The sequence below is a fragment of the Pseudomonas sp. PDM10 genome (assembly GCF_014852295.1).
Classification (GTDB): domain Bacteria; phylum Pseudomonadota; class Gammaproteobacteria; order Pseudomonadales; family Pseudomonadaceae; genus Aquipseudomonas.
This window is the reverse complement of record NZ_JACVBJ010000010.1, coordinates 60,167-76,720: the sequence shown is the minus strand read 5'-3', so window position 1 is coordinate 76,720 and position 16,554 is coordinate 60,167. Positions and strand designations below refer to the sequence as shown.

Annotated in this window: 19 protein-coding genes; 9 read left to right on the top strand and 10 right to left on the bottom strand. The window is 59.1% G+C overall.

What is annotated here, in order from left to right:
* Positions 1 to 203 precede the first annotated feature (203 nt).
* From IB252_RS29495 to IB252_RS29475, 5 genes are all read left to right on the top strand, one after another.
* On the top strand, positions 204 to 1,331 hold the full coding sequence (locus IB252_RS29495; RefSeq protein WP_111451509.1) for a glycerophosphodiester phosphodiesterase: 1,128 nt from the start codon (positions 204 to 206) through the stop codon (positions 1,329 to 1,331).
* A 109-nt stretch (positions 1,332 to 1,440) separates the two neighbouring features.
* Positions 1,441 to 1,746 (top strand): PepSY domain-containing protein, encoded by a 306-nt coding sequence (locus IB252_RS29490; RefSeq protein ID WP_140676604.1) that lies wholly within the window; start codon positions 1,441 to 1,443, stop codon positions 1,744 to 1,746.
* A 134-nt stretch (positions 1,747 to 1,880) separates the two neighbouring features.
* On the top strand, positions 1,881 to 3,065 hold the full coding sequence (locus IB252_RS29485) for a GAF domain-containing sensor histidine kinase (RefSeq protein ID WP_192411112.1): 1,185 nt from the start codon (positions 1,881 to 1,883) through the stop codon (positions 3,063 to 3,065).
* 170 nt (positions 3,066 to 3,235) lie between these two features.
* Positions 3,236 to 4,258 carry a transporter gene (locus IB252_RS29480; RefSeq protein WP_111451506.1) on the top strand — a complete coding sequence of 341 codons (1,023 nt, stop codon included), beginning with the start codon at positions 3,236 to 3,238 and terminating at the stop codon, positions 4,256 to 4,258.
* 228 nt (positions 4,259 to 4,486) lie between these two features.
* Positions 4,487 to 6,100 (top strand): inorganic phosphate transporter, encoded by a 1,614-nt coding sequence (locus tag IB252_RS29475; RefSeq protein ID WP_192411111.1) that lies wholly within the window; start codon positions 4,487 to 4,489, stop codon positions 6,098 to 6,100.
* Positions 6,101 to 6,223: 123 nt separating this feature from the next.
* Here the strand turns inward: IB252_RS29475 and IB252_RS29470 are convergent, their stop codons facing one another.
* Positions 6,224 to 7,120: a LysR family transcriptional regulator gene (locus tag IB252_RS29470; RefSeq protein WP_192411110.1), complete on the bottom strand. Its 897-nt coding sequence runs from the start codon at positions 7,118 to 7,120 to the stop codon at positions 6,224 to 6,226.
* 121 nt (positions 7,121 to 7,241) lie between these two features.
* Between IB252_RS29470 and IB252_RS29465 the strand changes: the two genes are divergently transcribed.
* Positions 7,242 to 8,000, top strand: a complete 759-nt coding sequence (locus tag IB252_RS29465) for an SDR family NAD(P)-dependent oxidoreductase (RefSeq protein ID WP_192411109.1) — start codon at positions 7,242 to 7,244, stop codon at positions 7,998 to 8,000.
* A 52-nt stretch (positions 8,001 to 8,052) separates the two neighbouring features.
* Here the strand turns inward: IB252_RS29465 and IB252_RS29460 are convergent, their stop codons facing one another.
* Positions 8,053 to 8,490 carry a multidrug/biocide efflux PACE transporter gene (locus IB252_RS29460; RefSeq protein ID WP_192411108.1) on the bottom strand — a complete coding sequence of 146 codons (438 nt, stop codon included), beginning with the start codon at positions 8,488 to 8,490 and terminating at the stop codon, positions 8,053 to 8,055.
* A gap of 90 nt (positions 8,491 to 8,580) precedes the next feature.
* Between IB252_RS29460 and IB252_RS29455 the strand changes: the two genes are divergently transcribed.
* Positions 8,581 to 9,435, top strand: a complete 855-nt coding sequence (locus IB252_RS29455) for a LysR family transcriptional regulator (RefSeq protein ID WP_192411107.1) — start codon at positions 8,581 to 8,583, stop codon at positions 9,433 to 9,435.
* Between the two features lie 134 nt (positions 9,436 to 9,569).
* Here IB252_RS29455 and IB252_RS29450 read toward each other — a convergent pair whose 3' ends face one another.
* The 3 genes from IB252_RS29450 to IB252_RS29440 all read right to left on the bottom strand — a co-directional run bounded on the left by IB252_RS29450 (position 9,570) and on the right by IB252_RS29440 (position 11,703).
* Complete coding sequence (locus IB252_RS29450) at positions 9,570 to 10,847, bottom strand: RNA polymerase sigma factor (protein WP_192411106.1); 1,278 nt, start codon at positions 10,845 to 10,847, stop codon at positions 9,570 to 9,572.
* Entirely contained in the window at positions 10,847 to 11,197 is a 351-nt protein-coding gene (locus IB252_RS29445) for a YciI family protein (RefSeq protein WP_008151161.1), read from the bottom strand. The genes IB252_RS29450 and IB252_RS29445 overlap by 1 nt, the downstream gene beginning before the upstream one ends.
* A gap of 80 nt (positions 11,198 to 11,277) precedes the next feature.
* Positions 11,278 to 11,703: a YybH family protein gene (locus tag IB252_RS29440; RefSeq protein WP_008151160.1), complete on the bottom strand. Its 426-nt coding sequence runs from the start codon at positions 11,701 to 11,703 to the stop codon at positions 11,278 to 11,280.
* A 140-nt stretch (positions 11,704 to 11,843) separates the two neighbouring features.
* Here IB252_RS29440 and IB252_RS29435 point away from each other — a divergent pair, with 140 nt between their 5' ends.
* Positions 11,844 to 12,329: a GNAT family N-acetyltransferase gene (locus IB252_RS29435; RefSeq protein WP_192411105.1), complete on the top strand. Its 486-nt coding sequence runs from the start codon at positions 11,844 to 11,846 to the stop codon at positions 12,327 to 12,329.
* Positions 12,330 to 12,425: 96 nt separating this feature from the next.
* Here IB252_RS29435 and IB252_RS29430 read toward each other — a convergent pair whose 3' ends face one another.
* From IB252_RS29430 to IB252_RS29410, 5 genes are all read right to left on the bottom strand, one after another.
* Positions 12,426 to 12,767, bottom strand: a complete 342-nt coding sequence (locus IB252_RS29430; RefSeq protein WP_111451498.1) for a hypothetical protein — start codon at positions 12,765 to 12,767, stop codon at positions 12,426 to 12,428.
* Positions 12,760 to 13,026 carry a type II toxin-antitoxin system Phd/YefM family antitoxin gene (locus IB252_RS29425; protein WP_111451497.1) on the bottom strand — a complete coding sequence of 89 codons (267 nt, stop codon included), beginning with the start codon at positions 13,024 to 13,026 and terminating at the stop codon, positions 12,760 to 12,762. The genes IB252_RS29430 and IB252_RS29425 overlap by 8 nt, the downstream gene beginning before the upstream one ends.
* A 79-nt stretch (positions 13,027 to 13,105) precedes the next feature.
* Positions 13,106 to 13,615 carry a GNAT family N-acetyltransferase gene (locus IB252_RS29420; protein WP_192411104.1) on the bottom strand — a complete coding sequence of 170 codons (510 nt, stop codon included), beginning with the start codon at positions 13,613 to 13,615 and terminating at the stop codon, positions 13,106 to 13,108.
* Between the two features lie 314 nt (positions 13,616 to 13,929).
* Positions 13,930 to 14,415 carry a GyrI-like domain-containing protein gene (locus IB252_RS29415; protein ID WP_111451495.1) on the bottom strand — a complete coding sequence of 162 codons (486 nt, stop codon included), beginning with the start codon at positions 14,413 to 14,415 and terminating at the stop codon, positions 13,930 to 13,932.
* Positions 14,416 to 14,482: 67 nt separating this feature from the next.
* Entirely contained in the window at positions 14,483 to 15,145 is a 663-nt protein-coding gene (locus IB252_RS29410) for a LysE family translocator (RefSeq protein WP_192411103.1), read from the bottom strand.
* 139 nt (positions 15,146 to 15,284) lie between these two features.
* Between IB252_RS29410 and alaC the strand changes: the two genes are divergently transcribed.
* Positions 15,285 to 16,496 carry an alanine transaminase gene (gene alaC, locus IB252_RS29405; RefSeq protein ID WP_008151144.1) on the top strand — a complete coding sequence of 404 codons (1,212 nt, stop codon included), beginning with the start codon at positions 15,285 to 15,287 and terminating at the stop codon, positions 16,494 to 16,496.
* Positions 16,497 to 16,554: the final 58 nt, after the last annotated feature.

Sequence of the window (16,554 nt, the reverse complement as noted above, 5' to 3'; positions counted from 1 at the left end):
GTGATCGATGGTTTACACGCAGGGCAAACGAATGGGCGTTCCCTCTGCCGGGGTAACTGCCGGGGCCAAGAGTACTGCAAAGAAGTGCACAAAAGCGCTGAAAAAAACTGCTTTAAACACGTTTATGTCGGTCCGGCGATAGCGCAAGCGGCGCTCAGTTGTTAAAAGATACGTCTTTGAAAATCTGCGAAAGGACCTCGACCATGCCTGTTACCTTCACCAAGAGCGCCCTGTTGCTGAGTCTGATGCTGGGCCTCGGCCAGGCACAGGCCGCCAGCGAGCCAAGCCCCACCGCATTGGCCACCCGCACGGGCATCCCGCATCCGGCCGTGATCGCTCACCGTGGCGCGTCCTTCGATGCCCCGGAATCCACCGCCGCCGCCTACAAACTGGCCCGCGATCTGGGCGCCGACTACCTGGAACTGGACGTGCAACGCAGCAAGGATGGCGTGCTGTTCGCCCTGCACGACAACAACCTGCAACGCACCACCGACGTCGCCAGTAAATTCCCTGAGCGCAAGGACAGCCCGGCCAACGAGTTCACCATTGCCGAGCTGAAAACCCTCGATGCCGGCAGCTGGTTCAACGCGGCCTACCCGGATCGCGCGCGTCCTTCGTACGTCGGTCTGAAAATTCTGACCCTGGACGAAATCATCGACATTGCCCAAGGCAATCCGCTGCACAAGCCCGGTCTGTACATCGAAACCAAAGAGCCGAAGCAGTTTCCCGGGATCGAGCGCGATCTCAAGGAAAAACTCCAGGATCGCGGCTGGTTGAGCCCGGCGGGTTCGAAACTGGCGAAGAGCGATCTGGCGGTTGGCCAGGGCAAAGGTAAAGTCGTGCTGCAAACCTTCGAGAAGAGCAGCCTCGAACTGCTCGAGAAGGAAATGCCGAAAGTACCGAAAATCCTCCTGCTGTGGGTCGGCGAAGGCAGCATCGAGCCAAAATCCAAGGTCACGTTTGCCGAGTCCGGCGACAAGGACAAAGCCACTTACTACGCCAAACAACAACCGAAAGACAAAGCCGAATTCCAGCAATGGGTCGAGTACGCCAAAGCCCAGGGCGCGATCGGCACCGGCCCATCTGCGGCGCTGACCAAGGGTGGCGATCAGAGTTACTCGGACCTGGTGCAACCGTGGATGAACCAGTACACCCACGATCAGGGCTTGTTGGTGCACGTCTACACCATCGACGATGACGTGGATTACCAGAAAGTCATGGACGCCGGCGTCGACGGCATCTTCACCAACCGCGCCAGCGAACTGCTCAAGTTCTACAAACGCCCGGCGGCGGCCAGTGTTGCTCAATTGCTGCAGAACAACGGTTACTGATGAACATGTGAACGATCTATACCCAGTCGCGTTCGGGGAATTAAGGGTGGATTAAGTTGCGCTGGATAACCTGATCCCACTTAAACGGATCACCCAAGGAAAGAACTTCATGAAGACCCTGACTGCCCTGTTCACTGCCGCTGCCCTGACGCTCACCGCTGGCCTGGCCCAGGCTGATGTGCGCGTCGACCAGATCCCTGAGCTGGTCAAAAGCGGCAAGATCAAGCCATTGGAAGAAATGAACCAGGCGGCGCTGAAGTTGCATCCCGGTGCGACCATCACCGACACGGATCTGGACAACCATTTCAATAACTATGAATACGAAGTGGAACTGAAAACCGCTGACGGCAAAGAATTTGACGTGGACTTCGATGCCACCACCGGCAAAGTACTGAGCAACAAACAAGACACCTGATGCACAAACACCAAGCCGCACGATCTTCGGATCGTGCGGCTTTTTTGCACGTCAAAATCAGGCAATCAAGTCGCGCCAACACGGCGTCAGCCCGCTAGAATCCCAACACACTTTTCATGCAGGGATAGTTTGAAATGGGGCAAGCAGCGGCAGCAGACATCGCCACGATCGGTCGGATCAGTTCGGTGCCGGCGATTCTTCAAGTGATCCGTGAACTGACGGGCCTGCGCTTCGTCGCCGTGGCCCGGGTCACCGAAGACTCGTGGACGGCGTGTGCGGTGCTCGACCAACTGAATTTCGGCATGCAGGTCGGCGGTGAGCTGGATCTTGCCACGACCCTGTGCCATGAAATTCGCCAGGCACATCATTCGGTGGTCATCGACAAGGCCAGTGAAGACCCGCTTTACCGCGATCACCACACCCCTCGCCTCTATCAGTTCGAAAGCTACATCGCCGTGCCGATTTTCCGCACCGACGGACGCTTTTTCGGCACCATCTGCGCCCTTGACCCCAACCCTGCGCCGCTCAAATCCAGCACGATCCAGAGCACCATGGAATCCTTCGCCCGAATGCTGGCGTTGCAGATCGAAGCCGAAGAAAACCTGCAAAAGACCGAAGCCGCGCTGAAGCAGGAACGGGAAACCGCCGAACTGCGCGAACAGTTCATCGCCGTGCTCGGGCATGATCTGCGCAACCCTTTGTTCGCCATCAGCGCCAGCGCCGAAATGCTCCTGCGCAAACTACCCGATGCGGCAAATCTGCAGCGGGCCCGGAACATCCTCACCAGCGCCCGTCGAGCGACCAAACTGGTCGATGACGTTCTGGATTTCGCTCGCGGCGCTTTGGGCCGTGGCATTCCCGTGAACATCGAGCCGTGCCCGGATCTTGCGGATGCCTTGCGGCATGTGATTTCAGAGGTTCAGAGCATCCATCCCGACCGCACCATTGCATCGTCCATCGGCGACCTGCATAGCGTTCATTGCGATCGGGAGCGGGTCGCGCAGTTACTCTCCAATCTGGTGGCGAACGCGGTTGCTCATGGCGATCCCGACGGCCCGATCGATATCAGCGCGCAAATCAATGAAGGACAGTTCGTGCTGAGCGTGAAAAATCAGGGGCTGATTACCGAGGATGCGCTGCCCCATCTGTTCCGGCCCTACTCGCGACCGGCCAGCGGAACACCGCGGACCGGCCTCGGGTTGGGGTTGGGGTTGTACATTGCCAGTCAGATTGCGCAGTCCCATGGCGGAAAACTGGACGTGATCTCGACCGCGCAACAGGGCACGACGTTTACGTTCAGTCTTCCAACACGGAGTTAAGCGCTCGTACTGACCAAGGAACCGGAAGTATTGCCCCCCTCATCCTGCAACGCCTGCAACAACGCCGCCGTCGCGGACAACCGTCACAAAACCGTCAAAACTCCTTGCGATGATGCGGCTCAAGTGAACCTGTGAAACCCGCGACAGGCGCCTCCTCACAGTGAGACCCCATGAACCACAGCATCGACCAAAGTCATCGCGATACGGACCTGTTCGGTCTGCTGTACGGTTTCAGTTTTCGCCCCGGCGAGCGCGGCCTTGAGCTCGATTCGGCCAAGGCGTTGCAGTGCCTGCAACAACCCGGCGACAACGACGAATTTCTCTGGCTGCACCTCAACCTGGCCCACGCCGCATGCGAGCGCTGGATGAAAAGCCATCTGGAATTGCCCGACGAGTTTTTCGAAGCGCTGCATGAAGGTTCGCGTTCGACGCGCATCGAGCATGTGGATTCAGCGTTGCTGGCGGTGGTCAACGACGTGGTGTTCAACCTCAGCAGCATGGTTTCTTCAGATGTTTCGACGCTGTGGGTCTGCGCCCGCAGTCGGCTGATCGTCAGCGCACGCCTGCAACCGCTGCACTCGGTGGACAAGCTGCGCTCGTCGGTGAAGGCCGGTGAGTGCTTTCGCTCGCCGCTGGAATTGCTGGTGCATCTGCTGCGCGATCAGGGTGAAGTGCTGACCCAGATCGTGCGCAAGACCAGCCTCAGTGTCGATCAGATCGAAGATGAGTTGCTGTCCTCGCGGCTGTCGACCAACCGGGCTGAGCTGGGCGCCAACCGACGGGTGCTGGTGCGCCTGCAACGCTTGTTGGCGCTGGAACCGGGCTCGTTGCTGCGTCTGCTCAACCGCCCGCCACAGTGGTTGCAAAAGGAAGACGTCAAGGAGCTGCGCAAGTCCACCGAGGAGTTCGCGCTGATCATCAACGACCTCACGGCGCTGGGCGAACGGATCAAGCTGTTGCAGGAAGAAATCGCCGCCAACCTCAATGAGCAGAGCAACCGCACACTGTTCACCCTGACCGTGGTCACGGTGCTGGCATTGCCGATCAACATCATCGCCGGGTTCTTCGGCATGAACGTCGGTGGGGTGCCGCTTTCCGGCGACCCGGAAGGGTTCTGGATTCTGGTGGCGTTGGTCGCGACGTTTACCGTGATCGCCGGGCGATGGGCGTTTCGTAAGCGCCAGGATTATTGACCCTCGTTGCTCGTTCCCACGCTCTGCGTGGGAATGCCGCCCCGGACGCTCTGCGTCCAGCGTTGACGCGGAGCGTCAATGGATGCATTCCCACGCAGAGCATGGGAACGATCAGTATGGGGACGGACGGCATTAGCAATAAACCCAAACACTGATCCAGCGCAGCCTCTTTGTAACACTCAGCAACGATCATGGGCGACATTCCTTCTCTTCTCAGGATTGTCCGTCATGGCGACTCCTTCCTTCACCGCCGCCCAGGCGCCCGCCAGTAGCGCCAAACCGCAACTCGATAAAAAGCCCGGCTTGCTGACCATCGTGATTTTCTTCGCGGTGCTGGGCAGCGGGCTGTTGTTCACCGCCTACAGCCTGATGCACGACATGAACGAACTCGGCACAGTGGTGACCACCTGGACGCCGTTTCTGCTGTTGGGCGTGGCGCTGCTAATTGCCCTCGGCTTTGAATTCGTCAACGGTTTCCACGACACCGCCAACGCCGTGGCCACGGTGATTTACACCAACTCCTTGCCGCCTAATTTCGCGGTGGCCTGGTCCGGGTTCTTCAACTTCCTCGGGGTGCTGCTGTCCAGCGGCGCGGTGGCGTTCGGCATCATCGCCCTGCTGCCGGTGGAGCTGATTCTGCAAGTCGGTTCCTCCGCCGGTTTCGCGATGATCTTCGCCCTGTTGATCGCCGCGATCCTGTGGAACCTCGGCACCTGGTGGCTGGGCTTGCCGGCGTCTTCGTCGCACACCCTGATCGGCTCGATCATCGGCGTCGGCGTGGCCAATGCCCTGATGCACGGCCGCGACGGCACCAGCGGTGTGGACTGGGCGCAGGCAACCAAAGTCGGTTATGCGCTGTTGCTGTCGCCGCTGATCGGCTTCGCGTTTGCCGCGCTGTTGCTGTTGGCCTTGCGGGCTTTCGTCAAGAATCGTGCGCTGTATAAAGCACCGAAGGGCGACACTCCGCCACCGTGGTGGATTCGCGGCATGTTGATCCTGACGTGCACCGGCGTGTCCTTCGCCCACGGTTCCAACGATGGCCAGAAAGGCATGGGCCTGATCATGCTGATTCTGGTCGGCACGCTGCCGATGGCTTACGCGCTGAACCGCACCATGCCGGCGGACCAGGCACTGCAGTTTGCCGCCGTGGCCGAAGTCACCCAGCAAGCGCTGGTCAAAAGTACGCCGCTGCCAGCGCCTGCCGATCCTCGCGCGGTGCTGTCCGACTACATGCGCAGCAAGGAAGCCTCACCACAACTGATCCCCGCCCTCGCCGCGTTGACCGGCACTATCGGGAACGAAGTGAAAGGCTACGGCTCGCTCGCAAAGGTCCCGGCCGAGGCCATGGGCAACGTGCGTAACGACATGTACCTGACCAGCGAAACCATTCGCCTGATGGACAAAAACAAGGTCGGCAACTTCGACGCCGACACCAACGGCAAGCTGCAACTGTTCAAGCAGCAGATCGACAACGCCACGCGGTTCATTCCGCTGTGGGTGAAAATCGCGGTGGCCATCGCTCTGGGGCTGGGCACCATGGTCGGCTGGAAACGTATCGTGGTGACGGTTGGCGAAAAGATCGGCAAGACCCACCTGACGTATGCGCAAGGCGCCTCGGCGGAAACCGTCGCGATGCTGACCATCGGCGCAGCGGACATGTTCGGCCTGCCGGTGTCGACCACTCACGTGCTGTCTTCGGGGGTGGCCGGGACCATGGTCGCCAACGGCGGCGGCTTGCAGATGAAGACCATCCGCAACCTGCTAATGGCCTGGGTGCTGACCTTGCCGGCGGCGATTCTGTTGTCGGGCAGTTTGTATTGGTTGTTCACCCAACTCTTCTGAAGCCGCGCAATACCCATGTGGGAGTGAGCCTGCTCGCGATAGCGGTGCACCCGTCGACATCAATGTCGAATGTGCTGACGCCATCGCGAGCAGGCTCACTCCCACATTTGAATGTGTTGTGCTTCAGGTTGTGGATTGAATGAGGTTTGCCAACCAATCCATGAACGCCCTGACCCGCAACGGCAAATGCCGTTGCCGGGCGTAGAGCAGCGAAACCTCCATGGATGGCGCATTGAATTGCGGCAGCACCGCCACCAGTTCGCCGCTGAGCAGGTGCGGCTGCATGCCCGTCAGCGGCGCCTGGATCAAACCAAAACCGCCCAGGCACGCCGACTCGTAACAATCGGTGCTGTTGACCGTGACGCTGCCCGCCATCGGCACTCGATGCAACGTGCCCTCTTGCTCGTACACAAAGCCCTCCGACCGCGAACCCAATACGCCGACGTAATGGACCAGCCGATGCTGCGTCAAGTCTTCGAGCCGTTCAGGCACGCCATAACGCTGCAGATACTCGGGGCTGGCGCAGTTGATCATCGCAAAATCGCAGAGGTGGCGCGCGACCACCGATTGATCCGGCTGCGCGCCGACTCGCACCACGCAATCAAACCCTTCGCTGAGCAGATCGACCCGGCGGTCGGTGCTGCTGATCTCCAGCTCGAGATTGGGGTGCTGAGCCATGAACTCGGGCAGACGCGGCATCACCACCCGACGGGCCAGAATGTTCGGCATGTCGACACGAATCCGCCCAACGAGCGACGCTTCGTCCTGACGGAACAGCCCTTCGATTTCGTCCATGTGCGACAGCAAATCCTTGCTGCGCTCGTACAACACCAGGCCGTCCTGAGTCGCCTGAACTTTGCGCGTGGTGCGTTGCAGTAAGCGCGTGCCGACCAGCATTTCGAGGGCCTGGACGTGCTCGGAAACGGTGGACCTGGGCAAACCCAGGCTTTCACCGGCGAGGGTAAAACTCGACATCTCGGTGACGCGAACGAAGGTACGCAGCAGTTCCAGCTTGTTCATGGGCCGACCTTTATTGTTCGGATTAACCGACCAGTGATTCCGATTTAAGCCTGTTTATCACTTCAGGACGGATAAATAAACTTCCTCCACGTCATCACCTACTGCTCCTTGAGGAAGTCCCATGAACCGTAAAATCGCACTGATCACCGGCGCCAGCCGCGGCCTCGGCAAAAACGCAGCCCTGCATCTGGCAGCCCAAGGCATCGACGTCATCGGCACCTACAACAGCCGCGCCGAAGAGGCACAAGCACTGGTCACAGAAATCGAAAGCCTCGGCGGTCGCGCCGTCATGCTGCAACTGGACGTTGGTCAGAGTGAAGGCTTCGCTGATTTCACCACCCAGGTCGCCGAGGTGTTGCGCAGCCGTTTTGATCGCGAGCACTTCGACTTTTTGCTCAACAATGCCGGCATCGGCCTGCATGCAAACTTCGTTGACACCACCGTCGCCCAGTTCGATTTACTGATGAACATCCATTTGAAGGGGCCGTTCTTTCTCACCCAGAACCTGCTGCCGCTGATGGCTGACGGTGGTCGTATCCTCAACGTTTCCAGCGGTCTGACCCGCTTCAGCTTGCCGGGTTACGGCGCTTACGCGGCGATGAAAGGCGCGATGGAAGTGCTGACGCGTTATCAGGCCAAGGAACTCGGTGCGCGCGGCATTTGCGTGAACACCCTGGCGCCCGGGGCGATCGAAACCGATTTCGGCGGCGGCACAGTGCGTGATAACAGCGACGTGAACAGCTATGTCGCCAGCAATACCGCGTTGGGGCGCGTCGGTCAGCCTGACGATATCGGTGCTGCGATTGCGCTGTTGCTGGCGCCGGGCAGTCAGTGGATCAACGGGCAACGCGTGGAAGCGTCGGGTGGGATGTTTTTGTAAGTAACCCCGTCAAAGATCAAAAGATCGCAACCTCCGGCTGCGATCTTTGCTTTTAAGCTTCGCAAGACTGACGCATGACAAACCGCTCGCGCACCACGTCATAGACCCAGTGGTAGACGTAGGTGTACGGCAGGAAAAACAGCAGCACGCCGATATCCAGCAGGAACGCTTGCCATAGGCTGACGTTCAGCCACCAGGCAATCAACGGCACGCCCACCGCGACCAGTCCACCTTCGAACAACAGCGCATGGACAACACGTACCCACGCGTTGCGCACGAGGTTGTAGTGTTTGAGCGCACGGTCGAACACTCCGTTGAAGACCACGTTCCAGGCCAGGGCAAGTGCCGCGATAGCCATGGTCACGACACCCATGTCGAGCATCGGTTTGTCCATGATCCACGCCAGCAGCGGCGTACAGATCAGGATGGCCAGCAATTCGAAACCAATGGCCAGGAAAATACGTTCAGTGATGGATTTGTTGGCGCTCATGGCCAGACTCCTCTGAGTGACTGTGGTTGCCATGATCCTGCTTCACACCGATACTTCATAACCAATAACCATCGATCAAGGCGATAGTTCATGGCCTCTCAAGAAGTGTTGCAGGCCTTCGTTCAGGCCGCGACTCAAGGCTCGTTTTCCGCCGCGGCGCGCAAACTGGGCCGCAGTCAGTCGACCATCAGCGCCGCCGTGGCCAGCCTTGAAATCGACTTGAACCTGACGCTGTTCGACCGCAGCAGCCGCAAACCGAGCCTGACCCCGGCCGGGCACGTGATGCTGCAACGGGCCGAGGACATTCTGGCCGCCACCAGCCGACTGGAAATGACCGCCAGCCAACTGTCCCAAGGCGTCGAGCCGAAGCTGACCGTGGCGATTTCCGACACGTATCAGTCCGACCGCTTCGAAGCGGCGCTCAGCGCCTTCGAGCAGCGTTATCCGGACCTGGAACTTGAATGCCTGATCGCCGAGTGCGACGACCTGATGGCCTTGGTGCAACGGGGTCGGGCGCAGGTGGCCTTCGCCGAAAAACAAGACAGTTACCCGCCGGACCTGGTCAGTTCGACCGTGGAAGAACGGACCGAGATTGCCCTGTTCGTGTCCCGCAAGCATCCGTTGGCGGCGCTGAGCCACATCGATCAGGACGTGTTGCAACAACACCGGGAGCTGCGTCTGGCGACGATCGTCAATCCGTATGAAAGCCGTGCGAAGGGGCGCGTCTGGTCGGCGCCGAGTTATCTGATGCTGCTGGAAATGGCTCAGGGCGGATTCGGTTGGGCGCCGTTGCCCCGGTGGCTGGTGGAGCGGTTTGGCCCAGGGACGTTGCAGGAACTGAACGTGCGCGGCTGGCCAAAACCGGTGTTCGTCGATGCATTGTGGTCGCGGCTGCATCCGCCAGGGCCGGCGGGGAGTTGGTTGTTGGGCAAGATGTTGGAATAGCGATGCTTGAGGGCCACCCCTCACCCCAGCCCTCTCCCCAGTGGGGAGAGGGGGAAAGGGAGCTCGATCTCCATAGCTTCAAACCTGAGTTCGACTCGATTTTTCAGGTCAATGTAACTCGAAAGACACCTCGGTCAGTCCCCTCTACCCCTTGGGGAGAGGGTTAGGGTGAGGGGGCGATCTAACGCCTTGATCCGGGCCTCGATAAACCGCCGTTCCGGCACTTGCTGCGTCAACTCCAACGCCCGCTCATAAGCCGCCCGCGCCTCATCAACCCTTCCCAACTGCCGACAAAACTCCGCCCGCGCCGCGTGCGCCAAGTGGTAATCCAGCAAATCACCCCGCGCCAGAATCCCTTCGATCAACGTCAACCCCGCCAACGGCCCATCCCGTTTGGAGATCGCCGCCGCACGGTTCAATTCGATCACTGGCGAAGGCGCCGCCCGCAACAGCACGTCATACAGACCCACAATCTCCAGCCAGTCCGTTTGCGCCGCCGTGGGCGCTTCGGCATGCGACGCCGCAATCGCCGCTTGCAGGCAGTAAGGCCCGAAGCGCCGGGTTGTCAGTGCACGCTCCACCAGTGTGCAACCTTCAGCAATCATCCCGGCGTCCCATAACGAACGGTCCTGCTCATCCAGCACAATCAACTCCCCGCTCGCCGATGTCCGGGCCGGGCGCCGGGACTCGTGCAGCAGCATCAGCGCCAGCAGCCCCATCACTTCGGGTTCGGGCAGCAGTTCCATCAACAAACGAGCGAGCCGAATCGCCTCGCGGGTCAAATCCTCACGGGTCAGTTCCGCGCCCATGGACGCGGAATAGCCTTCGTTGAACACCAGGTAAATCACCCGCAGCACACTGTCCAGGCGCTCGGGCAATTCCGCCAGGGTCGGCACTTGATACGGAATTTTTGCATCACGGATTTTCGCCTTGGCGCGCACGATGCGCTGGGCGATGGTCGCTGGCGCCGACAGAAAAGCCCGGGCGATTTCTTCCGTGGTCAGGTCGCAGACTTCGCGCAGCGTCAACGGCACCTGGGCGTCCGCCGCGAGTGCCGGGTGACAACAGGTGAAGATCAGGCGCAAGCGATCGTCTTCCACGTCTTCGTCACTCCAGTCGGCCTGCTCCAGCGCCTCCAGTTGAGCGATCAGCATCGGTTGCGACGCGATGAAGCGTGCGCGCCGACGCAACACATCAATGGCCTTGAAACGCCCGGTGGACACGAGCCAGGTACGCGGATTGTCCGGCACACCGTCACGCTGCCAGCGCTCGACCGCGACGAAAAACGCCTCGTGCAAGGCTTCTTCGGCAAGATCGAAATCGCCGAGCAAACGGATCAGGGTCGCCAGAATCCGCCGTGAGTCTTCGCGGTAAACCTGCTCGACCCGCGCTCGTACCGACTCAGCCGACATCAGGCGCCGGGGTTCAACTGACGAACGGGACGCACCTCGACACAGCCAACCCGGGCCGCCGGGATGTTGCCGGCGACCTGGATGGCTTCATTGAGGTCCTTGGCATCGATCAGGTAGAAGCCGGCCAATTGCTCCTTGGTTTCGGCGAACGGGCCGTCGGTGATCGACATTTTCCCGTTGCGCATCCGCACCGTGGTCGCGGTCTGCACCGATTCCAGCGCCTCAGCGGCGACCATTCGGCCGCTGCCCTGGATCGCCTCGGCGTAAGCCATGCATTCAGCGTCATTCGGGCTTTCGGGCAGCGAGTGCAACTCGTGCTCGTTGCTGTAGACCAGGCATAAATACTTCATGGGGCTCTCCTGAATCGAACGGATCAACTATGGCTGCAGATTGACGCTTTCGCGACATTCCCGACGAATCAGCACGGCGCTCAGGGTTCCAGGTTGAACAGCACCGTGCCGCTCATCATGTCGAACGGGGCCGACCAGTGTTCGTGGACGATGCGCCATTGCCCATCGTCGCGCCGATAGCAGGCGGTCACGCGCATCCAGCAGGCCTGGGTTTCGCCCTTCTCGTTGGTGCCGCCGCAATGGGCCAGCCAATGGGCGAAGGCGATGTGCTCGTCCGCCACGATGTTCATATGGTCGAAGTCGAACTTGTGCGCGCCCTGGCACATTTCCATGCATTCCTGCCAATGCGCGCGGTAGGCGGCCTTGCCCCGAAACTGCAGGGCCTTGACCGCGTCGTAGGAGACGATGTCCTCGGCATACAGGGGCATGAGTTTCTCGACATCCTTGGCGATGACCGCCTGACGATAGGTGTCGATCAGGGTCTGGATTTCGTGGGTAGCATTCATGGTGGTTCTCCGTGGTTTTTGTTGTGAAGACACCCTTAGTCGTCTGGCGAAAAGCCAAATCGACAGTCCAAATAAAAATAATCCATGGACGCAAACTCGTTAGAATCCGAAACACATTTTGTTGGAAAAAGGACACTCCAGTGACAGCCCGACTCGTGCCTTACGACAGCCTGAACGCGCTCCAGCGCCAGCAGGTCGAGGCCATTGAAGTTCACAAAGAACAAATCAGGTTCTCCGGCGACATTTACGGTGCGTTGCACACCCTGCTGTCCAAACCCGGTCCCGGCGTCAAAGGATTCGCGCTACTGGTCGAAGATGTTCCCGTGGCCTTTCTGCTGCTCAAGCGCCCGCCCGTATTGCCGGCGTGGGCCAATGAACACAGCGCCACCCTTCACGCACTGCAAGTCGATCATCGGGCTCAGGGCAAAGGCTATGGCAAGGCCTGTCTGCAAGCCCTGCCCGACGTGGCGCGCCAGGCATTTCCGGAAATAAAAGGGCTGGAGTTGTCGGTGGATGCGGATAACGCATCGGCCATCGCGCTTTATGCAAAATTCGGCTGGGTCGACAGCGGCGAAGCCTACAGGGGCCGGATCGGTTACGAACGGCGCATGGGCCTGTTTTTCTGAGGTGGTTATGCTCAACAGCATTGAAGAACGGGATGCTCTTGAACGAACACGAAAAAGGGTTGCCTTGCGGCAACCCTTTTGAGATTTGACTAGCGGTTAAAGGAGAAGACAGTAGTCGAGCAACTGCTTCTCGATACTTTGACGCTGACCGATAACCAAAGCGACCACTACAAGGTTTTCGCTCGGGAACACCTCATACAAAACCCGCTGTCCCATGGGTAAGTACTCACGAAAATGAGTGACCCCAAGCGATGCTGCTTCCTGACAAACACCGTAAACATGGGCCTGATTGCTCAGAGCCGTAACGATCTGCATCACCAGTTGATCAACCTGCTCTGCGGCTTTTTTTTGACCGCATTGCTGCGTGAGATAGTACTCCAGCGAAATAACGCCATGCTCCGCAGCGGTCGCAAACTCTACTCTAAAGGCCTCAGGCATCGTTATCGTCTTGCTGCGATTGGCGCCGCTGCGCCAGTCTGGCCAGCAAAGTGTCGCCAGAAATCAGCTTACCCTGCTCTTTGTCGCGAGAAGAAAACGAAAGAAGTTTGATCAGCGCGATGGCCTCATCTCGCCGCTTACGCTCCTCGTAGGATTCGATCACATAAGCCGGAACGCCATTCTGAGTGACGAGCATCGGCTCGGAAAGATCCAGCGCTGCCGCATTCTTTTTAACAAAACTGATTGTTTCAACTCGCATCATTCATTTCCTCTGCTCACCATCCGAACAGGATGGTCGCCGCAACAAGGTCTGAATTTAGGCCATTAAAAAACTTATCTCAAGAACTCATTTGCTCTTGTCCCAACTCCAACACCATCTCATGCCACGCCATCCCGCCATGGTCAGACGCTGAAGGCTTGATGTAGGCAAAGCCAAACCCGGCATACAGCGGAATGTGCCGCTCCTTGCACATCAGATGGATGTGGGTCTTGCCCAGCGTGCGCATCCGCTGGATGAATTCGCCCATCAAACGCTTCGCCAGCCCCCGCCCCTGATAATCCGGGTGCACCACCACCGACATGATGACTACGTGCGGGCCAGCCGGGTCGTGGCCGATCAGTTCCTTGAACGCCTCGTCCGACATCTCGACTTGAAACGCCGCACCAGAATTGATGAAACCGGCTACAACGCCGTCGACTTCAGCCACGATGAAACCTTCGGGCCAGGTGGCGATGCGCGTGGCGATTTTTTCGCGGGTGGCAGCTTCGTCGCCTTCGTAGGCAACGGTTTCGATGGCGTAGCAGCGGTCCAGATCAGCAGGTGTGACGTGGCGGATGACGGTGTTCATGGCAGCTCGAAATCAGCGAGAGGAAGGCTGGGGATCATAAATTAATAAGGTGTTCATATCGATCACCGCGGGCGCCGTAAAGCCTGCGTATAGGCGCTGTCATTGCTTGTCAGTGCGGATTATTGATGTGTCCTGTCTCTGGCCATCAATAAGGGGAACACACCATGAGCAGCGTTCAGATCGGACTTCTTATGCTGTTGGGCATCAGCTCGTTTGGCTTTATCACGCTGACGATTGACCTGTTGCGGGCGCGACGGATGAAGCAAGGCAAGTAACGAGATGGAGGCGGACGCCAAGTCCGCCTCCTGCGGCAATCAAGGCTTGAGCGGCAGCCAGATTTCCAGCACGCCGGTGTTGAGCTTCGGGTTGAAGTCTTCGCTGTAGCGTTCGAATTCCGGCGCGTCCGCCGCCTGATAACCGGACTGCGGCAGCCAGGTTTTCCAGATGTACTGGAAGGTCTGGGGCAACTGATCGAGAGGGCCTTTGTGTTCGAACACCGCATAGTGCTGAGGCTGGACCTCGACCCAACGGTATTTATCCGGCAGGTCGTCGAGCTTGCTGATTTCAACGCCGGCAATGTATTCGAAGCCGCCCTTGCCATCCGGATTGCAACAGATGCCGTAGGTCACTTCGTTTTTTTGACCAGGGATTTTGCCAATCTCGGGGATGAATTTCTCCCAGAGTTCGGGGATTTTCTTGGAGGTTTCCTGGGTAAATCGGCCGCCAAGCCCGGCAATGAGCAGGAAGTGCCCGTGCTCGAAGCGTGGCGTGGCCGTTTCGACGCCTGTTTGCTCATCCATGGCTCAACTCCTGGAACAAAAAAGTGGGTTCGGCTGGGAGTATAGAACCCAAACCGAATTCGCCCAATTACAGTGCATTCAACGGTTCGACAGCACCTGCACCAACGAACTCGTTATACCCCGATAGGATCACGTAGACCGCGAAATAGCAGAAGATCGCTGCCGATGCCATATAGGAATAACGCAGCAATTTGTCGCCCAGCAACTTGCCGCCATGACTCGCGGCGAAACACAAAGCCACGCACCAGAGCACCCCGGCGCACAGAAACCCGCCAAGAAACAGCGCCGAGCTGAGGGCGCCACCGCCGCCGGAACGAGCGATCAATGTGCCGCCCACCGCCGCGAACCAGAGAATGGCGCTGGGCGACGACATGGCGAGGAAGATCCCGCGGAAAAACTCGCGCCGATGGGAGTTCTGTCCCACGTCTTCGGCCTGCGCCAGTACCGCCTCATGGTGAATCGCCGAATAGATCATCTTCGCCGCGAAGTACAACAACAGCGCCGAACCGCCGATCCACAGCACCCAGCGCACGCTTTCGTATTGCCGCAAAACGGTCATCCCGGCCAAGGCCAGCACAGCGTAGATCAGGTCGCCGACGCATGTCCCCAACCCCAGCGCGAAGCCTTGAAAATAGCCACGCTGCATTGCCAGCGTGATCATCGCGATGTTGGCCACGCCGATGTCCAGGCACAGCGAAAGGCTCAGCAAGAAGCCACTGGTAAATTCCATCAACCGATTTCCTTCGGACAAATTTGTTTACATAGTCGCTGGACAGTTTGCCACATCACCCCTTACATTCCGCCACAGGTCACCGCAGTGACCAGCGTCGCTCGGACGGTTCCGGGCGCTCACGTTATCCGAGGCAACAATGGCTAACCCAGGTTCGCCGCGCCGCTTTGCGCGCATAGATCGACTCCCCCCTTACGTATTCAACATCACTGCCGAGCTGAAGATGGCCGCCCGTCGTCGTGGCGAAGACATCATCGACTTCAGCATGGGCAACCCTGATGGCCCTACTCCGCCGCACATCGTCGAAAAACTGGTGACTGTCGCCCAGCGCGAAGACACCCACGGTTATTCGACGTCCAAGGGCATTCCGCGTCTGCGCCGGGCGATTTCCAATTGGTACAAGGATCGCTACGAGGTCGACATCGACCCGGAAAGCGAAGCCATCGTCACCATCGGTTCCAAGGAAGGCCTGGCGCACTTGATGCTGGCCACCCTCGACCAGGGCGATACCGTTCTGGTGCCGAACCCGAGCTACCCGATTCACATCTACGGCGCGGTGATTGCCGGCGCGCAGGTGCGTTCGGTGCCGTTGATTCCGGGCGTGGACTTCTTCGCCGAACTGGAAAGCGCCATTCGCGGCTCGATCCCGAAACCGAAAATGATGATCCTCGGTTTCCCGTCGAATCCCACCGCCCAGTGCGTGGAGCTGGATTTCTTCGAGCGGGTGATCGCCCTCGCCAAGCAGTACGACGTTTTGGTGGTGCACGACCTGGCTTACGCCGACATCGTCTACGACGGCTGGAAAGCCCCGTCGATCATGCAAGTGCCAGGCGCCAAGGACATCGCGGTGGAGTTTTTCACCCTGTCCAAGAGCTACAACATGGCGGGTTGGCGCATCGGTTTCATGGTCGGCAACGCCGAACTGGTCAACGCCCTGGCGCGGATCAAGAGTTATCACGACTACGGCACGTTTACCCCGCTGCAGGTCGCGGCGATTGCGGCGCTGGAAGGTGATCAGCAGTGCGTCAAAGACATCGCCGAGCAGTATCGGCAGCGTCGCAACGTGCTGGTCAAAGGCCTGCATGAACTGGGCTGGATGGTCGAGAATCCGAAAGCGTCGATGTACGTCTGGGCGAAGATTCCCGAGGCGTATGCGCATTTGGGCTCGCTGGAGTTCGCCAAGAAACTGCTGGCCGAGGCCAAGGTTTGCGTCTCGCCGGGCGTAGGGTTTGGTGAGTATGGCGATGATCATGTGCGCTTCGCGCTGATCGAAAACCAGGACCGGATTCGTCAGGCCATTCGCGGAATTCGCGGGATGTTCCGGGCGGATGGGCTGATTAGTAAATCTTGATGCCCTGCACATAACACTGTGGGAGCGAGCCTGCTCGCGATGACTGACTAACATTCAA